Source organism: Dorea sp. AF24-7LB, from assembly GCF_003478575.1.
Lineage (GTDB): Bacteria > Bacillota > Clostridia > Lachnospirales > Lachnospiraceae > Dorea_D > Dorea_D hominis.
In genome coordinates, this window is the sequence record NZ_QUFR01000002.1 from 111436 (window position 1) to 128448 (window position 17013).

Consider the following 17013-nt stretch of genomic DNA (forward strand, 5'->3'; position numbering starts at 1 on the left):
TGGCAGTTTCCTGTTTATATAATAAAAAGCGTCAGAACCGGCATAACCTTTTACCGAAACTGACGTTTTATCTGCGACAGATTACTGTCCGCTTAAATCTATATCTGTTTTCTGATCGATATCATGAAGTTCTTTCTTCGTTGTTTCGCAGATTATAACTTCATCCGGATATTTTTTTATAATCTGCCTGCCACCTGTGTCTCCTTCTAATTTCAGAAGCTCCTGAAAATATTTCTGATCCCACAGCACCGGATTTCCCGGTCTTCCATGCGTGCCGGCGCAGATGATCTTTCCCGGATACTGTACAGATACACCCAGCAGTCTTCGCAGTGTTTCCGCTGTCAGATACGGCTGATCCCCTACCACGAATAGAATTTTCTTCACATCCGGCTTCTGCTCCAGACACTTCTTCAATCCACACTGCAGAGAGTAAGCGATTCCCCACTCCGGATGATTATTTTCCGCAACGGCAATTCCTTGCTCTTTGGCCTCTTTCATGATCTGTGGAAATCTTGTGGAAACAACCTTTTCACACATCGGAAATTCTTTCAACACCTCAAAAATGTGCCGGAATATCGGACTTCCTCCAACCTCTGCCAGGAGCTTGTTCTCTCCATATCTGCTGGATCTTCCTGCTGCCAGCACAACGATTCCTGTCTGACTGCAAAAATATTGTTCGGCTACTTTATATGCCTGCATTCCAAGCAGATTGGATTTGTCCGAGATCTTATATACAAGCGATATGTCTTTTCTTGGATCTACATCCCCAATCTTAAGTCCCGTCTTTACATTTATACCTGCCTGCAACATACCGCGGACAATGCCTGCCACTCCGGCGTACACCGGTTTTCCACCTGTGTATGCAACAATCTGCCCTTTTTCCACAATGTCACCGATCTTAGCCTTCGGTTCTATCTTTCCATCCCCGGATGCTTTTAAGAGACGCTCGATACTGTATCCACCGACAACTCCGGGTACACCGGTATTCGGAATCGGTGTGCTGTCATACAGAATCTTTCCCAATGTATCTCCACGCATAGTTTCAAGCGCCGCATAGCAGTCTTTTCCTCCGCAGAATCCCGGGCCAAGCCCGATCACGCAAGGGGCATCGCCCTTCTTCGTTCCTGTATTCCGTTTTGCAAGAATCGCATCCACTAACACATCCGGCTTATATACTTCCCGAATCTTCGCTTCCGGATCAACGATCACTGCGACTTTGCCGCTGCTGACTGCCTGCTGCATCTGACTTGCATCTTTTACAAGAACTGCTTCCATCTCTTCTACAACTGCACGTTTTTCATAGACAGTTCTGGAAAATGCCACCTGCCGCCGCACGGTAAGCGGGCATGCGATCTCTGTCATAACAACCTGATGCCCTTTTCTAAAAAAGGCGGCAGCTATACCTGTCGCCAGATCTCCCGCTCCTTTGATTAAAATTTTCATAGCTGCCTCCTCTCTTTATTTCTATTTTCAATCTTTATTTTCTGATCTATCTTTTATTTCCAGCATACCTTCTTTTGATTAGAAACTATTTTATTGCTATAGATTTTATTTACTATATAACCAGTCGGTGATATGAACTGATTTTACTACAGAATGTGCTTGATTCTCAGAACATTCTCTTTCCCGCTCAGACATTTGCGCCTGCTCTATGATTGCTTCTGCAATCTTCCTTGCCAGTTTTTTCTGTTCCTTAGTATCTGCTTTATTCAAAATAACATGATATTCCATCTCATTGGTCACAGATTTTCTTCCGCCACACGGACTTAATGCAAGTTTTACCAGATCCTTCCATTCAAGTATCTCATCTGTATTTTTATTAAGGATCTGCGCTACATGCTCCGGACGGCAGCAACATTCTTGAATCTGTTGCCCAATGCCATCCAGCCCATATACACTAATTACATGGGTTGTTCCCTTTAAAATGACCGGTTCGGTATCTCTCGGCGCTTTGACCGGCAGACATTTTGCTCCGTCTGCCTCCAGAAACATCCAAACATTTAAGTTTTCCACATTTATAAGAAAATCCAACGGAAAACTCCCCATTTTCTCTTTACTTATGGGGATTCCCATCCACACCGTACCTTTTTTTTCAAGTACACTTTTTATCTGCTCCAGATCCGGTGCTTTCACAAAACATTCTTCCGGTCCGGTCTGCATATGTGTTGTCGTAGACACAATATGCGGTATTTTTTCTGCAAGACACTCTTCCCGGAGTCTCCGGATAACAGTTGTCTTACCTCCGGCTCCTACAACACTGACTATGCCTGTCCTTTTTTTTCCCCACATCCTGGCCATCGGATTCGATACAGCTCCAGTCTCCAACGCTTTCCAGAGACTGTCTGTCCATTTCCATCCATTTTCATCTAAACTGTATATTTCGCCAGTCATTTTCTATTCTCCGTCCAAAAGTGCCATAGCAATTTTCTCACTGGTAATTGGAAGGTCTCTGTGCCAGCATCCGGTTGCGTTGTAAATCGCATGCGCAATTGCCGGTGCCGGAGTATTGATTACAATCTCTCCAATTGATTTTACACCAAATGGTCCAGTCGGTTCATAGCTTGGTCTGAATTCCACACGTAGCGGTCCATAATCTCTTCTTGTCGGGATCTTATACTGCATGAAGGAATTATTTATCATCTGACCTTTTTCTGTATACTGGATATTCTCATAAAGAGTCATTCCGATTCCCTGTCCAAGACCGCCTTCTGCCTGAACAGTCGCAAGGTTCGGATTCACAACCGTTCCACAGTCGATGACAGACGCATAGTCCAGAACTTCCACATGACCGGTTGCTTTATCCAGCTCGATCTCGACTGCTCCTGCCATATATGGCGGTGGAGATACCGGCGAGGTGTGGCTTTCTGTAACCTGTAAAGCAAAGTCATTGAAACTCTGTGCTTTAAACCCGACTTCTTCTGTCGTCACAGATCTTCCAGTCTTTATATTGCACACCTGATGACCTTCCAGTTCGACATCTTCTTCATCACATTCCATCATGAGCGCAGCCAGTTTACAGATTCTCCTCTCAAGCTCAGTACATGCCTTAACAACTGCCTGACCGGTAATATAAGTCGTACTGGATGCATAAGATCCGGAATCATATGGAGAATTGTCCGTATCCGCACCGGACACAAAAATCTCATCCGTCGATACATGCAGTACATCTGCTGCCATCTGTGAAAGAATGGTGTCACATCCAGTTCCCATATCTGCCGCTGCAATGGAAAGTTTGTAGCTGCCGTCTTCATTTAACATTACAGTTGCCGATCCAACATCGACAAAGGAAATACAGGATCCCTGCATTGCCATCGCAATTCCTACAGAACGGACTTTTCCATTTCCCATGTCCCGGCATGGATATTTATCTTTCCATCCGATCATATCTGCCGCTCTCACAAGACATTCATCCAGACGGCAGGACTCCGCAGTCTCATCAAAATAAGCCGGCATTTTCATGCCCTGTTTTAATATATTCTGCATACGCAGTTCTACCGGATCACGTTTCAGAATTCCTGCCAGTTCATTGACCATGGATTCGAGCGCAAAAATTCCCTGTGTTGCTCCGTATCCGCGGTATGCACCCGCGGCAAGCTGATTCGTATAAACTACATCAAACGTGTGGCGGAATGCCTCCAGATTTCCGGTATACATTGGAATGGACTTATGTCCGGTAAGCCCCGCTGTCGTTGGCCCGTGGTCACCGTAAGCTCCTGTATTCGACAGATTATAAATATCGATCACACGAATCTTCCCGTCATTGTCTGCTCCAAGTCTCACAGTGACATCCATCTCATGCCTCGGCGAGCCTGCGATTTGACTTTCCACTCTTGTGTAGATCATCTTGGATGGTTTCTTTGTCATCCACGTTACAAATGCCGGATAGACTTCCGATACTGATGTCTGTTTCGCACCAAATCCGCCGCCAATTCTTGGTTTTATAACACGTATCTTACTCTTCGGGATGCCCAGAGCATTTCCGAGAATACGACGCAGATGGAAAACAATCTGGGTTGAACTCAGTACAACCAGTCTGCCATATGTGTCCAGATAGCAGGCTGTCCGGAATGTCTCCATCATCGTCTGGTTCACTGCCGGAACATGATAAGTGTGTTCCAGTACGATATCACAGTCTTTAAACGTACCTTCCACATCTCCCTTTTCTTCCTCCATGTGGGCACATAAATTTCGCTTATTGTCTGCGCCAACCGGATACAGGGATTTCCAGCTGTCCTCCGGATGCACCAGTGTCTCGTTGTCCTTCGCAGTATGATAATCCAGCACTGCCGGAAGGACTTTGTATTTCACTTTTAACATCTTAAGTGCACGGTCTACGCATGCCTCGTCCTCACCAGCCACGATTGCAACCGGATCTCCGACAAAACGTACATGCTGATCCAAAATGAGCCGATCATACGGACTCCACTCCGGATACGTCTGCCCCGCCTGCGCAAAACGTTCTTTCGGGACATCCTCCCATGTATAAATAGCTTCAACACCCGGAACTTTCAGTGCGACCGTTTTATTGACTTCTTCTACGATTGCATTAGCGTGCGGACTTCTCAGAACTTTGACAATGAGACATTCCTTTGGCGCAAGATCATCGGTATATACCGGCTGACCGGTCACCAGCGCCATTGCATCTTTTTTGCGTACTCTTTTTCCTACTTCCCGCATGTCGCACCTCCATTTTTCCGATATTCCATAAATGCATGGATTCCCCGGAGCTGTCCTTCATATCCGGAACAGCGGCAGAGGTTTCCTGCCAGATACTGTTTGATTTCTTCGTCTGTCGGTTCTTCTTTCTCCCGGAACAGGGCGATTGCATTCATGATCATGCCCGGATTACAGAAACCACATTGTTCTGCTCCCTGATCGGCAATAAATCTTCCAAACTCTTCTGCCTCTTTCTGAAGTCCTTCCATTGTCTCCACTTTATGTCCGTCCGCTCTTGCAGCCAGAACAGCACAGGACAGTACCGGTTTCTCGTCTAAAAATACAGTACACAAGCCACAGTTCGTTGTCTCACAGCCACATTTGACACTGTAGCATCCATGCGCACGCAGAAATTTGAAAAGCGTCATATCCGGGCTGATATCATCAACCACTTTTTTTCCATTTAACATGATACTGATGAGCATCCTACTTTTCCTCCTTTTCTACGTCTTTTATCTTGTCAAAGCATCGTGTGATCAACACCTCTGCCAGATGCGAACGGAATTTCGCCGATGCACGCATATTGCTGTCTGTCTTCACCTGCGCTGCCAGTTTCTTTGCTGACTCTTCACTTAAATCTCCGGCTCCAAAAAGCTCGGCTTTCATCGGTCTTGCTCCGACCGCCACCCGGATCTCTTCCCCGGTCTTTGAAGCGGAAACTGCAAGAACCGGAAAATCAGTCTTCGTATTCCGATGTGTCAGATAAGCAAAATGTCCCGGCGTCTTTGCAATACGGACATTTACAAGAATATCATTATCACGTTTCATCTGTGCAAATTCTTCCAACGGAACAATCCCGCCTTTATAAAGCTCTACAGATGTATGCAGAGACAACAATACGGTCAATACATCAGAAAAACCAAATCTTCCAAATACGCTTCCTCCGACGGTTGCTAGATTCCGGAACTGTACTCCTACGATATCCTGCACTGCATCCCGGATCGCATTTTCAAAATAAGCATTCAACGCACTGTGAAGTTCCAGTTCACGGAGCGTCACCATCGCTCCAATAATAAATTCTGTATCTGTCTCTTCTATCGTATCCAGTCCGAGTCCGGACAGATCGATCGCTTTTTGCACCTGCACATCACTCATCCGCATCCAGAGCATTCCGCCAAGCACCCGGTTGCTGCGCTTCTGATTCAGTTCATACGCTTCTTCCAGACTGGCTGCTTTTACATATTCTTTTATTCGCAACATCTGTAAAACCTCCTGTTTAGTGGACATACTTTCTTTTTTCACTTAATTATACACTATCTTTTTCTGTTTTTACATAGAAAATCCCCTCGTTTCTTCTGTTATCCAGTGAACAAGGGGATTGCCCATTTCATTTTTTATTTGTCTGTCTGTTTTTATGTATAGTTATTCTTCTGCATCCGGCTATGCTTCTTCATCTTTCGGCAATGCAATATTTAAAATAATTGCAACAAGTGCTGCCGGCACAATACCGGAGCCTCCGAAAATAAGCTGGATTCCTTCCGGTAATCCGGATAAAACAGCGCTGTTCGCGCCAATACCATATCCAAGTCCAAGCGCTACGGATACGATTGTAATACTTCTCATCGTCATCTTTTCTTTTGTGATCAACTGTATACCACTGATTACAATAGAAGAGAACATCATAACCGCTGCTCCACCAAGAACGCTCTGTGGCATAATAGAAATCAGTGCAGCCAGTTTCGGGAACAATCCGCACAGGATCAGGAAAATCGCTCCTGTAGCGAGCGCGAAACGGTTCACGATCTTCGTCATCGTTACAAGTCCTACATTCTGGCTGAACGATGTATTCGGCAGTACACCGAATAATGCAGCAAGTGTAGATCCGATTCCGTCACAGACAACGCCACCGGAAAGTTCAGAATCTGTTGCCTCTCTGCTCATACCACCTTCGATTACACCGGAGATATCTCCTACTGTCTCTACAGCAGTTACAATAAACATGATCATAACAGGGACAATCGCTCTTGCGTCAAATACAATTTTTATCGGCATAATTTTCGGAACTGCAAACCAGCTTGCCTGTGCAACTTTATCCCAGTTTAATACCCATGCTTTTGTATACTCCACACCATCCGCATCGATACCTGTCGTCGGAAGTACCACGCCCATAATTGCTGCAATGATATAACCCACAATAATACCTATTAAAATAGAAGATGCACTGGTCATTCCTTTTGTACCATGTTTTAAAACAATAATCACAATCAGTACAACCAGACCAAGGAGCAGATTTTCTACAGAGCCAAAATCTTTTGCTGAATTTCCACCGCCAAACGAATTCACACCAACACCTATAAGCGAAAGTCCAATAGACAATACAACTGTACCGGTTACAACTGCCGGGAAAAACTTACGAAGCGGCTTTAATAAAAATCCAAGCACACTCTCAAAAAGTCCACCGATCACAGAAGCCCCCATAATGGCACCATATCCTAAGACACCTCCGCCCATCACACTGGCAACACTGCTGCAGACTCCGATAAATCCGGAACTGGTTCCCATGATGATCGGAACTTTTCCACCAATCGGTCCAATCGCATAAAGCTGAATCAACGTTACAACACCCGCGATCAACATCGCATTCTGTAAAAGCGCAATCTGAACGTCTGCAAATTCTGTTCCGGAGGCAATTCCACAGGCTCCTGTAATAATAAGAACCGGTGTCAAGTTACCTACAAACATTGCAAATACATGCTGCAGACCAAGGAGAATCGCTTTTCCCAGCGGAAGCTTCCCATAGAAGTCATACTCCGCTCCTTTGTTTTCTACTTCTTTCATTTCTTTAGTCTCCTTTTTGCTATATAATAGGCAGCCGACCACGACTGCCTTATTTTGACAACTTATTATAGCGCAATTTTTTTATCCTGTACAGATTTACATATTATTTTTCATCTGGAACAATATATATTTTTTTTATATATGCTATTGACATCCCATTTCTGTCGCTTTATGATATATATATAATTTATATATATAATTTTTATATATGATATCAGGTTACAAAAGTCTTACATTCATATGTGCCTGCACATAAGTAACTGGAAGACTTTTGTACCCCCCAATATTACAAGGAGGTATTGCAATGTATTACTTTCCAGTATCCGCTCTGCTGATCGAATATCTGATCCTTACAATCGTAGATTCCAGGGACTCTTACGGATACGAAATCAGCCAGACGATCAAACTGGTCGCTGATATTAAGGAATCAACCTTATATCCAATCCTGAAACGCCTGGAAAAAGCCGGTTACGTCACAACTTATTCACAGGAATTTCAAGGAAGAAAAAGAAAATATTACTCCATCACTCCTTCCGGCAAAGAACAGATGCATTATCTGCATACAGAATGGAACGCTTACCGGGACACCATTGATGGAATCATAGAAGGGAGAATCAGACATTGAGTATCACTACAAAGAAAGAATATCTAGATCAATTACATAAGTATCTGAAGAAACTTCCGCGCGAAGATTATGAAGATGCCATGGAATACTTTACCGAATATTTTGAAGAGACAGACGAGGAAGGCGCACAAAAATTAATGGAAGAACTCGGCACTCCAAAGCAGGCAGCAAGAGATCTGATCGGCAATCTCTTAGACAAGAAAACAAATGCTTATCACACTTCTGCGCCCTCACCAAATGCATATAACACAACATCAGAGTTACCAAAGAAACGAAAAAATTCACATATTATCTGGATTGCATGTCTTGCACTCCTTGCAGCACCAATCGGGGGACCATTGCTTTTAGCTGCCGCAGTTGTTATCTTCTGCATCTTCCTCTGCCTTGCACTTTTGCTTTTCTGTGGATTTCTGCTTGTATTCTGCGGAATTATTGCAGGTGTTGTCATTGCCATCCGGGGAATTCTGGCGATTCCATTTTCTTCTGCCGGATTTGCCGTCGTTGCCGGAAGTGGGCTGCTTATACTGGGTGTCAGCATCCTGTCTGCTTTATTTATCTACTGGCTGTGTCGCCTGGCAGCCAGACTTTTTGTAAAACTTGCCAGACATCTGACTAACAGAACCAGTCACCGTCAGAATCTTTCCAATACTATTGGAACTACAGGAAAGGAGAGTCGATAAATTATGAAAAACTGGAAAAAAATTACACTCATCACTGGCACAGTCTGCACTATACTTGGATTTTTTCTTCTAATCTTCGGTCTATTTGCAGGTGGTATCCAATATCTGACATCCACTGATCTTGGCAGTTTTAATAATTCCGATAAAAGTGCAGCAAAAGTTCAGAAATTAGTTACAGAAGAGCTTTCTCCATATAAAAACTTGGATGTATCTCTGGATTCCTTGAATCTGCAAGTGCGCTATTCAAAAGATAATACCTATGCTCTTTCATATAAAAATACTAAGACATCTAAAACGAAAAGCACCACTCCAATTACCTGGTCACAGTCCGGAAACACTTTAAAAATCCGTGAGCGTAATTTAAAAAAACATACCTGGTTTCATATTGACCTTAACTTTCTGATCTGCCTTTTCGGAAACGATGATGAAAAAGAAGCGGTATCCGATGAAGATATGGTAACTTTATATATTCCGAAAAATGCTGCTTTTGACCAGATTACACTGGAAAACAATGATGGTAATCTGCTCCTTAACAATCTTAGAACCAGCCAAGGTATTATCCATGTCGATGATGGCGATATTATTTTCAAGAACTGTGCACTACGCAATACACTACTAACTTCTAATGACGGAGATGTTCTTAGTACCGCTACTACCTATTCCGGAAATACGGCAATCACATGCAAAGATGGAGATGTACTTTTCTATCGTGCAGCAGATGTATTGAAGCCACTTTCCCTGAAACTTGAAACGAACGACGGTGAAATCATTGTTCCTTCTTCATTTTCCGGAAAAGTAAAGGAAAAAGATGATAAAAGCATCTACCAGCAGAATGGCAGGGATGGATACGGAACTTTATCCATTCAATCAGAAGACGGAGATATTGTCTTACATGCTTAAAATCATATATGAAACACATGCAGACAATTCTTATCCGCTATATCCATGCTGAGCTATAAGCAGGAAGTCAAAATCTGCGAAGTACTTTTACACTGTCATCTTCTCGTTTCCTATACATACATGCTTCGGGTAAATATTTTTGTTTTTATAGACACTTAAAACAATCCCAAGCATTGCATAGCATACGACAATATAGTTCCCTCCCGCCGACAGAAATGGCAGGAATGTCATAACTGTCGGAAATGCACCTACGTTGATCAGAACATTTAACAGAAAACTTGTGAGCAGAATCATACCGCATCCACATCCCATCACCATGCCTAACTGATTTTTCTGTTTTACTGCTGTTCTGAAAACTGCAAGGATCAATACAACGAGCATTGCACATGCAGCTATTCCGGCAATAATTCCATAAGTCGCTGACAGATATGTCAATATATAATCCGCATTATAATCCGGAAGTTTCTGACTGATATTCACGCCATTTGCTCCTATCATCTGATCCTGCTTTAACATGCCGTGTATCAGATTTGCAATGTAATTTGTCTCATTTCCACTACCAATCCATGCCGTAATTCTTGCCTTATAATAAGCAGATAAATAATCTCCAACGTACATAACTGCAAACACAACTGCCGGAGCAATGACACTGACTCCCCAGATGCCTGCTATTGCTTTTATCTTTGATACGTGAAACCAGTCATTTAAGATTGCCACTGTCAGCATAACCAGCATGCATATTGCTAAAGTTGACGCTGTCATAAATGCCGGAGCCTGCAGCATAATAAATACCGGAAGAAGCAACCACAAAAATGATTTTACCAATCCACTATATCCACTACCGTGATAGTGATAAATAATGCCGCCATATACCGGAACATACAATAAGATGAATGCTTTCATAAAAATATAATGTCCGCTGATATACAATGGCCAGTATATATTTCCATTTACAATATTGATCCCGAATACACTCGCAAGAATGCAGGCTGCCATCAAAGCAACGCCAATCTTCTTTGCATGTCTCGCAATCCATGTGTAATCCAGAAAATAAATGCCACACATCACTGCATTTCCGATGATTACATGTACTATATATTTTCTTGAGGATATGAAATTTGCCGCCCCTGTATTTTGGGCAATAATAGTATGTATGATAATTCCTGCAATACTTAAAAGTCCGACCAACAGCAATAATTTCCATGCAATCTGCGGTTTATGTATCCGGTCCAGTTCAACTCCAGTCTCTACCGGATCTCCCATGTCCCGCACAGCTTCCTTCTCTGCCTGCTCTTTATTCATTCCGGATTTGATATTATCTGCAATCTGATCTTCCAGATGCGATTCTAATTCCTTCGCAATATATGGTTTTGCTTTTTTACATCGAATCTGCTCCAGTACTTTTTCCAGATATTTATCCTGTAATTTTTCGTTTTCTATTTTTTTATCGTATATTTTTTTCCTCATCTACTACACCTCCAAAGCCAACACGTGTTCCACTGCTCTGGTATATTCTTTCCATTCTTCTGTCTTTTTCGCCAGCATCCCTCTGCCCTTTTTCGTAAGGCGGTAATATTTTCTTGTCTTTCCGCCCATCTCCTCTTCATAGACTACGACAAGTTCTTTATCCTCCAGTCCGTGTAAAAGTGGATACAATGTACCTGCTTTCAACTCAAATACATTCTCCGATTTCTGCCGTAATGTATCAATCATCTCATAACCATACATGTCTTTCTCAGATAATAATTTCAGGATCAACATCTGCATACTCCCCGAAACCAATGTTTTTTCTACTGCCATTAAAATAGCTCCCCTTTCTACTACAATATATCTATGAATAACATTCTTACATTCTGTAAGAAATTATCATTCTGTTACTTAAGATGCCTTATAAATACTACTATTCTGTCATAATCTGCTATGAGATTAAGCTACTATAAGATAAGCTACTTCTAAGTTTAAACTTTAAGATAAAACTCTGACTTTAATCTTAATGTATTTTGTGTCTATATAGGCCAACTATATATAGTCCACCTATATAATATTGGATTATTTTTATTTTGTCAATGATTATATGCATATTTTCTATTTCTAATTCTATTTTTGTATCCCCATCCTTTGGTACCATACCAAATTTTTGAAATACAAATCTAGTAAATGTGTCACACTCTTCTGTAAATGTAACGCCTATAGCGTCTTCAATATCACTTAATCGTATACTTCCTAAAAATCCTGACAACGTGATTGCAACCTGAATTGTCGCAAGAAATCGTGCCGGTTCTTGTGTTAACCATACTAATTATCTACCCTTTTTTGCAAAATTTTAAAAATTTCAAGTATAAAGAAACCCCCAAAGCACAAGGCTTTGAGGGTTTTTTGTAAATTCTTTGTTCTGTTTTGAATTATCTCTTTGAGAACTGTGGTGCTCTACGAGCTGCTTTGAGACCGTATTTCTTACGTTCTTTCATACGTGGATCACGTGTTAAATATCCGGCTTTCTTAAGTACCGGTCTGTAATCAGCATCAGCCTCAAGAAGTGCTCTTGCGATACCATGACGGATTGCTCCAGCCTGTCCTGTGTATCCGCCACCTTTAACATTAACGATAACGTCGAATTTTCCTTCAGTCTCTGTAGCAACCAACGGCTGACGTACAACAACCTTTAATGTTTCAAGTCCAAGATACTCGTCAATATCTCTTTTATTAATTGTAATGTTACCTGTTCCAGGTACTAAATATACTCTTGCGATAGATTTTTTTCTTCTTCCTGTTCCGTAGAATTTTGCCTTAGCCACTGTAATATCCTCCTTTCAACCTTTCCTTAGAATTTCAGTTCAACTGGTTTCTGAGCTTCCTGTTTGTGCTCCGGTCCAGCGTATACATGAAGTTTCTTGATCATTGCTCTTCCTAAAGGTCCTTTCGGAAGCATTCCTTTTACAGCCAGTTCGATAACTTTCTCAGGTTTCTTAGCCATCATCTCTTTTAATGTAGTCTCTTTCATTCCTCCTACATAATCAGAGTGATTATAATATACTTTCTGATCCAGTTTCTTTCCTGTTACTTTTACCTTCTCAGCATTTACAACTACTACGTAATCACCTGTGTCTACGTGTGGTGTAAATTCTGGTTTATTCTTACCTCTTAAAACTTTAGCTACTTCTGATGACAGACGTCCTAATGTACATCCAGCAGCGTCAACTACGTACCATTTTCTTTCAATCTTATCTGGATTAGCCATATAAGTTTTCATTGGTTTCCCTCCTGTGAATCATTAACTTTTTCATTAACACTTTCATGATAAATATATTGAAATCAATAAAGCTCCGGGGCTTTGGTGCTTTACTGTTTCTCCTTTTGTCATACTGCATTATTATATTACACAACCCCGTGTGTGTCAACCTTTTTTATAAACAATATGCTGTTTTCTTCATCTTTCTATCTCAATACTATCTTATGGTGTCAAGGTTAAAAAAACTCCACTCGTGTGCAAGCACATCGTGATTTTCAGTCTTTTGACCCTGGAAGCATCTTATAGTATAATATTCTCAGTATAATATTTTCTGTTGAGCTCTTATTTTAACATAAGATCAATAATTTATACAATTAATAATATTTGGGGGAAAACTAAATGAAAAAGAACATTGATATGCTCCATGGGCCTGTGCTGCCGGCACTTACGAAGCTGGCACTTCCGATCATGGCAACTTCACTTATCCAAATGGCGTACAACCTGACTGACATGATCTGGATAGGAAGGCTTGGGAGCAACGCTGTAGCCGCAGTCGGCGCAGCAGGTATGTATATGTGGCTTTCCAACGGGCTGGCTTCACTGTCTAAAATGGGCGGTCAGGTAAATACAGGCTACTCACTGGGGAGCGGTAGCCGCAAAGAAGCTGCCGGATATATCGCAAACACTTTACGTTTTGCAGCCATTTCGGGCATTATTTTTGGTATTGTCTGCATGTTGTCCGCAACACCATTAATCGGTTTTTTCAATCTGAACAGTCCACAGGTTATCGCCGATGCGAAAATCTATCTCCAGATCACTTGTGGTCTGGTTGTATTTTCCTTTGTGAATCAGAGCTTTACCGGAATCTTTACGGCACTTGGAAACAGCAAGGCTGCTTTTCTCGCTACCACATCCGGTCTGATCGTCAATATCATTCTGGATCCGGTTCTTATTTTCGGTCTCGGACCATTTCCGGCTATGCGGATCATGGGTGCTGCTGTCGCAACCGTAATCGCACAGGCGATTGTAACCCTGACATTTCTTATATTTACAAGGAAAGATACTCTGATTTTCCCGGAAGTACATTTCTTCGGAAAACCGAACATGCACTATCTTACTTCTATTATAAAGATTGGCCTTCCGACTTCCATCCAGAGTATGCTGTTTACCGGCATTTCCATGATTATCGCAAGACTGGTTGCAGGCTATGGAGATGCGGCTGTTGCTGTGCAGAAAGTTGGTTCACAGATTGAATCCATTTCCTGGATGACTGCTGATGGTTTTGCCGCTGCCGTCAATTCTTTTATTGCGCAGAATCACGGTGCCGGAAACCGCGACCGTATCCGCAAAGGCTATTCGCATGCCATGGGAATCGTGCTGGTCTGGGGAATCTTCTGCACACTGCTTCTGATTCTCTGCCCGGAACCAATCTTCCGGATCTTTATCACAGAACCGGATGTCATACCAATGGGCGTGGACTATTTGATGATCCTCGGCGTGTCACAACTCTTTATGAGCGTAGAGATCACTACAGCCGGTGCATTTTCCGGCTACGGCCGTACAGTACCGCCGTCTGTCATCAGTATTATATTTACCTCCGCGCGGATTCCTCTGGCGATGCTGCTGATCACAACGTCACTCGCCTTAAACGGTATCTGGTGGAGTATAACCATTTCCAGCATTTTCAAAGGGATTTTATTGCTGACCTGGTTTTTGATCTTTTTAAGGAAAGAAATGAAAAAAAGTGGAGCGTAAGCTTCATGATACGCGGATATTGGGGTGAATTGCAGGAACACGAAGTACGGAACAATTCGTATGGCATCTTTCTAAATACAATTATCATCAACAAGGAGGACTTAATTATTATGTGGGCTTATGAAGGCGTTTTTTATCAAATCTATCCGATTGGATTCTGCGGTGCACCTGTGCACAATGACGGCGTGACCGTTTCCAGAATTCTGAAATTAAAGGACTGGGCAGGTTATCTCGGTGACCTCGGGATTACTTCTATATTATTAAACCCGATTTTTGAATCCGACAATCACGGATATGACACGAGAGATTTTAAGAAGATTGACTGCCGTCTCGGCACAAATGAAGATTTCGCTGAAGTATGTAAATCGCTCCATGAAAATGGTGTGAAAATCGTTCTCGACGGTGTTTTCAACCATGTCGGTCGTGGTTTCTGGGCGTTCAAAGATGTACAAGAGAAGAAATGGGATTCTCCTTACAAGGACTGGTTCCATATCAGCTTTGACGGAAACAGCTGCTATGATGACGGTTTCTGGTACGAGGGCTGGGAAGGTCATTTTGAATTGGTAAAATTAAATCTGCAAAACCCGGCAGTCGTCGATTATCTTCTGGAATGTGTAAAATTCTGGATCAATACTTTTGACATCGACGGGCTCCGGCTGGATGTCGCTTACAGTCTGGATCACAATTTCATGCGCAGGCTCCGTAGTTATACCCAGGAATTAAAGCCTGATTTTGCACTGATTGGTGAAGTTCTTTTTGGTGATTATAATATTATCGTCAATGATGAAATGCTTCACAGCTGCACAAATTATGAATGTTACAAAGGCTTGTACTCCAGCTTCAATTCCATGAATCTGTTCGAGATTGCCCATTCTCTGCACCGCCAGTTCGGGGCTGATCCATGGTGCATTTACCGTGGGAAACATTTGATGACATTTGCAGATAACCACGACGTCACAAGACTTGCCAGCATCCTGACAAACAAAGCTCATATTCCACTTGCTTATGGACTACTTCTCGGCATGCCGGGTGTACCGTGTCTTTATTATGGAAGCGAATGGGCTGAACCGGGAGAGAAAGCTCCGGATAATGATTACGCACTGCGTCCTTGCTTCGATGCGCCAAAGCCGAATGACCTGACCTCATTTATCAAAAAATTAATTCAGATTCGTGAGCACAGCGATGCACTCTGCAACGGCTCTTACAGAAATGTTGTGATTCAGAATCATCAGCTAATCTTTGAACGCTGCACGGAGAACACACGTGTTCTCGTTGCCATTAACGCTGCTGACTATCCATACACCGCTTATCACGGTGACCTGAGCGGTCAAATGACGGATCTGATCACCGGCGAAACCGTTACCATGCAGGAACAACTTGAGCTGCCCCCATACAGCGTGCAATATTTAAGACAATGCCATAATAATCAAATTGCACAATTCAAAGCATCAAGATATGCCAAAACGTAAAATTTTTAACAAAAAAACTTACATTTTCCTTGTAATTGCAATTTATTGTTGCTACAATGCAATTAGATAATTTTTTCATAAACAAAGAGGAGGCATGTAAAAATGAAAAAAAGAAACATTATCACATCTATTGCATTAGCTGGTGCCCTGTGCTTCAGCTCATTACTTCCGGTATCTGCTGCCACATTTGACAACAGTGGAATCAAGGAAACCCAGGTTGAAAAAGTTACATATCAGTTCATGAACGAAACACAGGCTGGTAAGTACAAACTTGTTGACACAGATACTCTGCACAGTTGGGTTTCAAAGAAAGACAAGATGATCATTGTAGACACAATGCCGGCTGCTGCATCTTACGACAAGCAGCATGTTCCTGGTGCTATCAACTCAGTTGCTCCAATGAAAGAAGCTGAGTACACACCGGAACAGAAAGCTGATCTGACCAGCCAGGTTGAGAAGCTCCTTCCAAACAAGACAATCTCAAAGACAACTTCAAAAACTACATGGTCTAAAGTTTCTAAGAAAACTTACAGCAAACTGAAAAAAGCTGACAGAAAAACAAAAAAAGTAAAAAAAGGCAAAAAGACAGTTACATATTATTACAAAAAAGTTGTAAAGAAATCTACAAAGAAAACTACTGTCAAAGATAAAAGCTACAAGATCGTAGTATACTGTGGTCATATCGGATGTGCTCGTTCTCACGTTGCTGCAGCTTACCTTGTAAAACAGGGATACACAAATGTATATCGTTACGGCGGTGGAATCAGTGCATGGGTTGATGCAGGATATTCTATCGAGAAAGTTGAAACTGCACAGCCGGCACAATAATAAGGAGCTCATGGATTTGAATGGTTCCAGGTA

17 protein-coding genes are annotated in these 17013 nt (G+C 42.3%); 6 read left to right on the plus strand and 11 right to left on the minus strand.

The genetic code is table 11. The features are described from left to right. Window positions 1–81: 81 nt before the first annotated feature. The 6 genes from yqeB to DWY31_RS02995 form a co-directional block, all read right to left on the minus strand. Window positions 82–1443 (minus strand): selenium-dependent molybdenum cofactor biosynthesis protein YqeB, encoded by a 1362-nt coding sequence (yqeB, locus tag DWY31_RS02970; protein ID WP_118519483.1) that lies wholly within the window; start codon window positions 1441–1443, stop codon window positions 82–84. Window positions 1444–1548: 105 nt separating this feature from the next. Then, window positions 1549–2391, minus strand: coding sequence for a selenium cofactor biosynthesis protein YqeC (yqeC, locus tag DWY31_RS02975; protein WP_118519484.1), 843 nt, complete (start codon window positions 2389–2391; stop codon window positions 1549–1551). 3 nt (window positions 2392–2394) lie between these two features. Beyond that, entirely contained in the window at window positions 2395–4677 is a 2283-nt protein-coding gene (locus tag DWY31_RS02980) for a xanthine dehydrogenase family protein molybdopterin-binding subunit (RefSeq protein WP_118519485.1), read from the minus strand. Then, the gene (locus DWY31_RS02985; protein ID WP_021860128.1) at window positions 4665–5141 is read right to left on the minus strand and encodes a (2Fe-2S)-binding protein; all 477 of its coding nucleotides are present in this window, start codon (window positions 5139–5141) and stop codon (window positions 4665–4667) included. The genes DWY31_RS02980 and DWY31_RS02985 overlap by 13 nt, the downstream gene beginning before the upstream one ends. A 1-nt stretch (window position 5142) precedes the next feature. Further along, entirely contained in the window at window positions 5143–5916 is a 774-nt protein-coding gene (locus DWY31_RS02990; RefSeq protein WP_118519486.1) for an FAD binding domain-containing protein, read from the minus strand. A 180-nt stretch (window positions 5917–6096) separates the two neighbouring features. After that, the gene (locus DWY31_RS02995) at window positions 6097–7494 is read right to left on the minus strand and encodes a uracil-xanthine permease family protein (RefSeq protein WP_118519487.1); all 1398 of its coding nucleotides are present in this window, start codon (window positions 7492–7494) and stop codon (window positions 6097–6099) included. A gap of 304 nt (window positions 7495–7798) precedes the next feature. Here DWY31_RS02995 and DWY31_RS03000 point away from each other — a divergent pair, with 304 nt between their 5' ends. Genes DWY31_RS03000 through DWY31_RS03010 form a run of 3 tightly spaced genes read left to right on the plus strand, consistent with a single transcriptional unit; the run spans window position 7799 to window position 9699 of the window. Next, window positions 7799–8119, plus strand: a complete 321-nt coding sequence (locus DWY31_RS03000; RefSeq protein ID WP_118519488.1) for a PadR family transcriptional regulator — start codon at window positions 7799–7801, stop codon at window positions 8117–8119. Continuing rightward, complete coding sequence (locus DWY31_RS03005) at window positions 8116–8799, plus strand: DUF1700 domain-containing protein (RefSeq protein WP_243060373.1); 684 nt, start codon at window positions 8116–8118, stop codon at window positions 8797–8799. Before DWY31_RS03000 ends, DWY31_RS03005 begins: the two co-directional genes overlap by 4 nt. A 3-nt stretch (window positions 8800–8802) precedes the next feature. Further along, the gene (locus DWY31_RS03010; protein WP_118519489.1) at window positions 8803–9699 is read left to right on the plus strand and encodes a DUF4097 family beta strand repeat-containing protein; all 897 of its coding nucleotides are present in this window, start codon (window positions 8803–8805) and stop codon (window positions 9697–9699) included. 87 nt (window positions 9700–9786) lie between these two features. Here DWY31_RS03010 and DWY31_RS03015 read toward each other — a convergent pair whose 3' ends face one another. From DWY31_RS03015 to rplM, 5 genes are all read right to left on the minus strand, one after another. Beyond that, window positions 9787–11166: an FtsW/RodA/SpoVE family cell cycle protein gene (locus DWY31_RS03015; RefSeq protein WP_021860122.1), complete on the minus strand. Its 1380-nt coding sequence runs from the start codon at window positions 11164–11166 to the stop codon at window positions 9787–9789. Window positions 11167–11169: 3 nt separating this feature from the next. After that, window positions 11170–11499: a PadR family transcriptional regulator gene (locus tag DWY31_RS03020; RefSeq protein WP_021860121.1), complete on the minus strand. Its 330-nt coding sequence runs from the start codon at window positions 11497–11499 to the stop codon at window positions 11170–11172. 190 nt (window positions 11500–11689) lie between these two features. Continuing rightward, window positions 11690–11938 carry a transporter associated domain-containing protein gene (locus DWY31_RS14425; protein ID WP_243060375.1) on the minus strand — a complete coding sequence of 83 codons (249 nt, stop codon included), beginning with the start codon at window positions 11936–11938 and terminating at the stop codon, window positions 11690–11692. 163 nt (window positions 11939–12101) lie between these two features. Then, on the minus strand, window positions 12102–12494 hold the full coding sequence (rpsI, locus tag DWY31_RS03030) for a 30S ribosomal protein S9 (protein ID WP_021860120.1): 393 nt from the start codon (window positions 12492–12494) through the stop codon (window positions 12102–12104). Window positions 12495–12520: 26 nt separating this feature from the next. After that, a complete protein-coding gene (rplM, locus tag DWY31_RS03035; RefSeq protein WP_021860119.1) occupies window positions 12521–12949 on the minus strand; it encodes a 50S ribosomal protein L13 in 429 nt (142 codons plus the stop codon). 378 nt (window positions 12950–13327) lie between these two features. On the opposite strand from rplM, the gene DWY31_RS03040 reads away from it, so the two are divergent. The 3 genes from DWY31_RS03040 (at window position 13328) to DWY31_RS03050 (ending at window position 16980) form a co-directional block, all read left to right on the plus strand. Next, window positions 13328–14683 carry an MATE family efflux transporter gene (locus DWY31_RS03040; RefSeq protein ID WP_118519490.1) on the plus strand — a complete coding sequence of 452 codons (1356 nt, stop codon included), beginning with the start codon at window positions 13328–13330 and terminating at the stop codon, window positions 14681–14683. A gap of 110 nt (window positions 14684–14793) precedes the next feature. Continuing rightward, entirely contained in the window at window positions 14794–16152 is a 1359-nt protein-coding gene (locus DWY31_RS03045; protein WP_118519491.1) for an alpha-amylase family glycosyl hydrolase, read from the plus strand. Window positions 16153–16254: 102 nt separating this feature from the next. After that, complete coding sequence (locus DWY31_RS03050; protein WP_199671913.1) at window positions 16255–16980, plus strand: rhodanese-like domain-containing protein; 726 nt, start codon at window positions 16255–16257, stop codon at window positions 16978–16980. Window positions 16981–17013: the final 33 nt, after the last annotated feature.

What these genes read in the sequence shown, in the direction of transcription:
- DWY31_RS03045 (WP_118519491.1), top strand. Translation starts at nt 14,794, where the DNA reads ATGTGGGCTTATGAAGGCGTTTTTTATCAAATCTATCCGATTGGATTC.
- DWY31_RS03015 (WP_021860122.1), bottom strand. Translation starts at nt 11,166, where the DNA reads ATGAGGAAAAAAATATACGATAAAAAAATAGAAAACGAAAAATTACAG.
- DWY31_RS03050 (WP_199671913.1), top strand. Translation starts at nt 16,255, where the DNA reads ATGAAAAAAAGAAACATTATCACATCTATTGCATTAGCTGGTGCCCTG.
- DWY31_RS02980 (WP_118519485.1), bottom strand. Translation starts at nt 4,677, where the DNA reads ATGCGGGAAGTAGGAAAAAGAGTACGCAAAAAAGATGCAATGGCGCTG.
- DWY31_RS02985 (WP_021860128.1), bottom strand. Translation starts at nt 5,141, where the DNA reads ATGCTCATCAGTATCATGTTAAATGGAAAAAAAGTGGTTGATGATATC.
- yqeC (WP_118519484.1), bottom strand. Translation starts at nt 2,391, where the DNA reads ATGACTGGCGAAATATACAGTTTAGATGAAAATGGATGGAAATGGACA.
- DWY31_RS03000 (WP_118519488.1), top strand. Translation starts at nt 7,799, where the DNA reads ATGTATTACTTTCCAGTATCCGCTCTGCTGATCGAATATCTGATCCTT.
- DWY31_RS03020 (WP_021860121.1), bottom strand. Translation starts at nt 11,499, where the DNA reads ATGGCAGTAGAAAAAACATTGGTTTCGGGGAGTATGCAGATGTTGATC.
- rplM (WP_021860119.1), bottom strand. Translation starts at nt 12,949, where the DNA reads ATGAAAACTTATATGGCTAATCCAGATAAGATTGAAAGAAAATGGTAC.
- DWY31_RS03040 (WP_118519490.1), top strand. Translation starts at nt 13,328, where the DNA reads ATGAAAAAGAACATTGATATGCTCCATGGGCCTGTGCTGCCGGCACTT.
- DWY31_RS02995 (WP_118519487.1), bottom strand. Translation starts at nt 7,494, where the DNA reads ATGAAAGAAGTAGAAAACAAAGGAGCGGAGTATGACTTCTATGGGAAG.
- DWY31_RS02990 (WP_118519486.1), bottom strand. Translation starts at nt 5,916, where the DNA reads ATGTTGCGAATAAAAGAATATGTAAAAGCAGCCAGTCTGGAAGAAGCG.
- yqeB (WP_118519483.1), bottom strand. Translation starts at nt 1,443, where the DNA reads ATGAAAATTTTAATCAAAGGAGCGGGAGATCTGGCGACAGGTATAGCT.
- DWY31_RS03010 (WP_118519489.1), top strand. Translation starts at nt 8,803, where the DNA reads ATGAAAAACTGGAAAAAAATTACACTCATCACTGGCACAGTCTGCACT.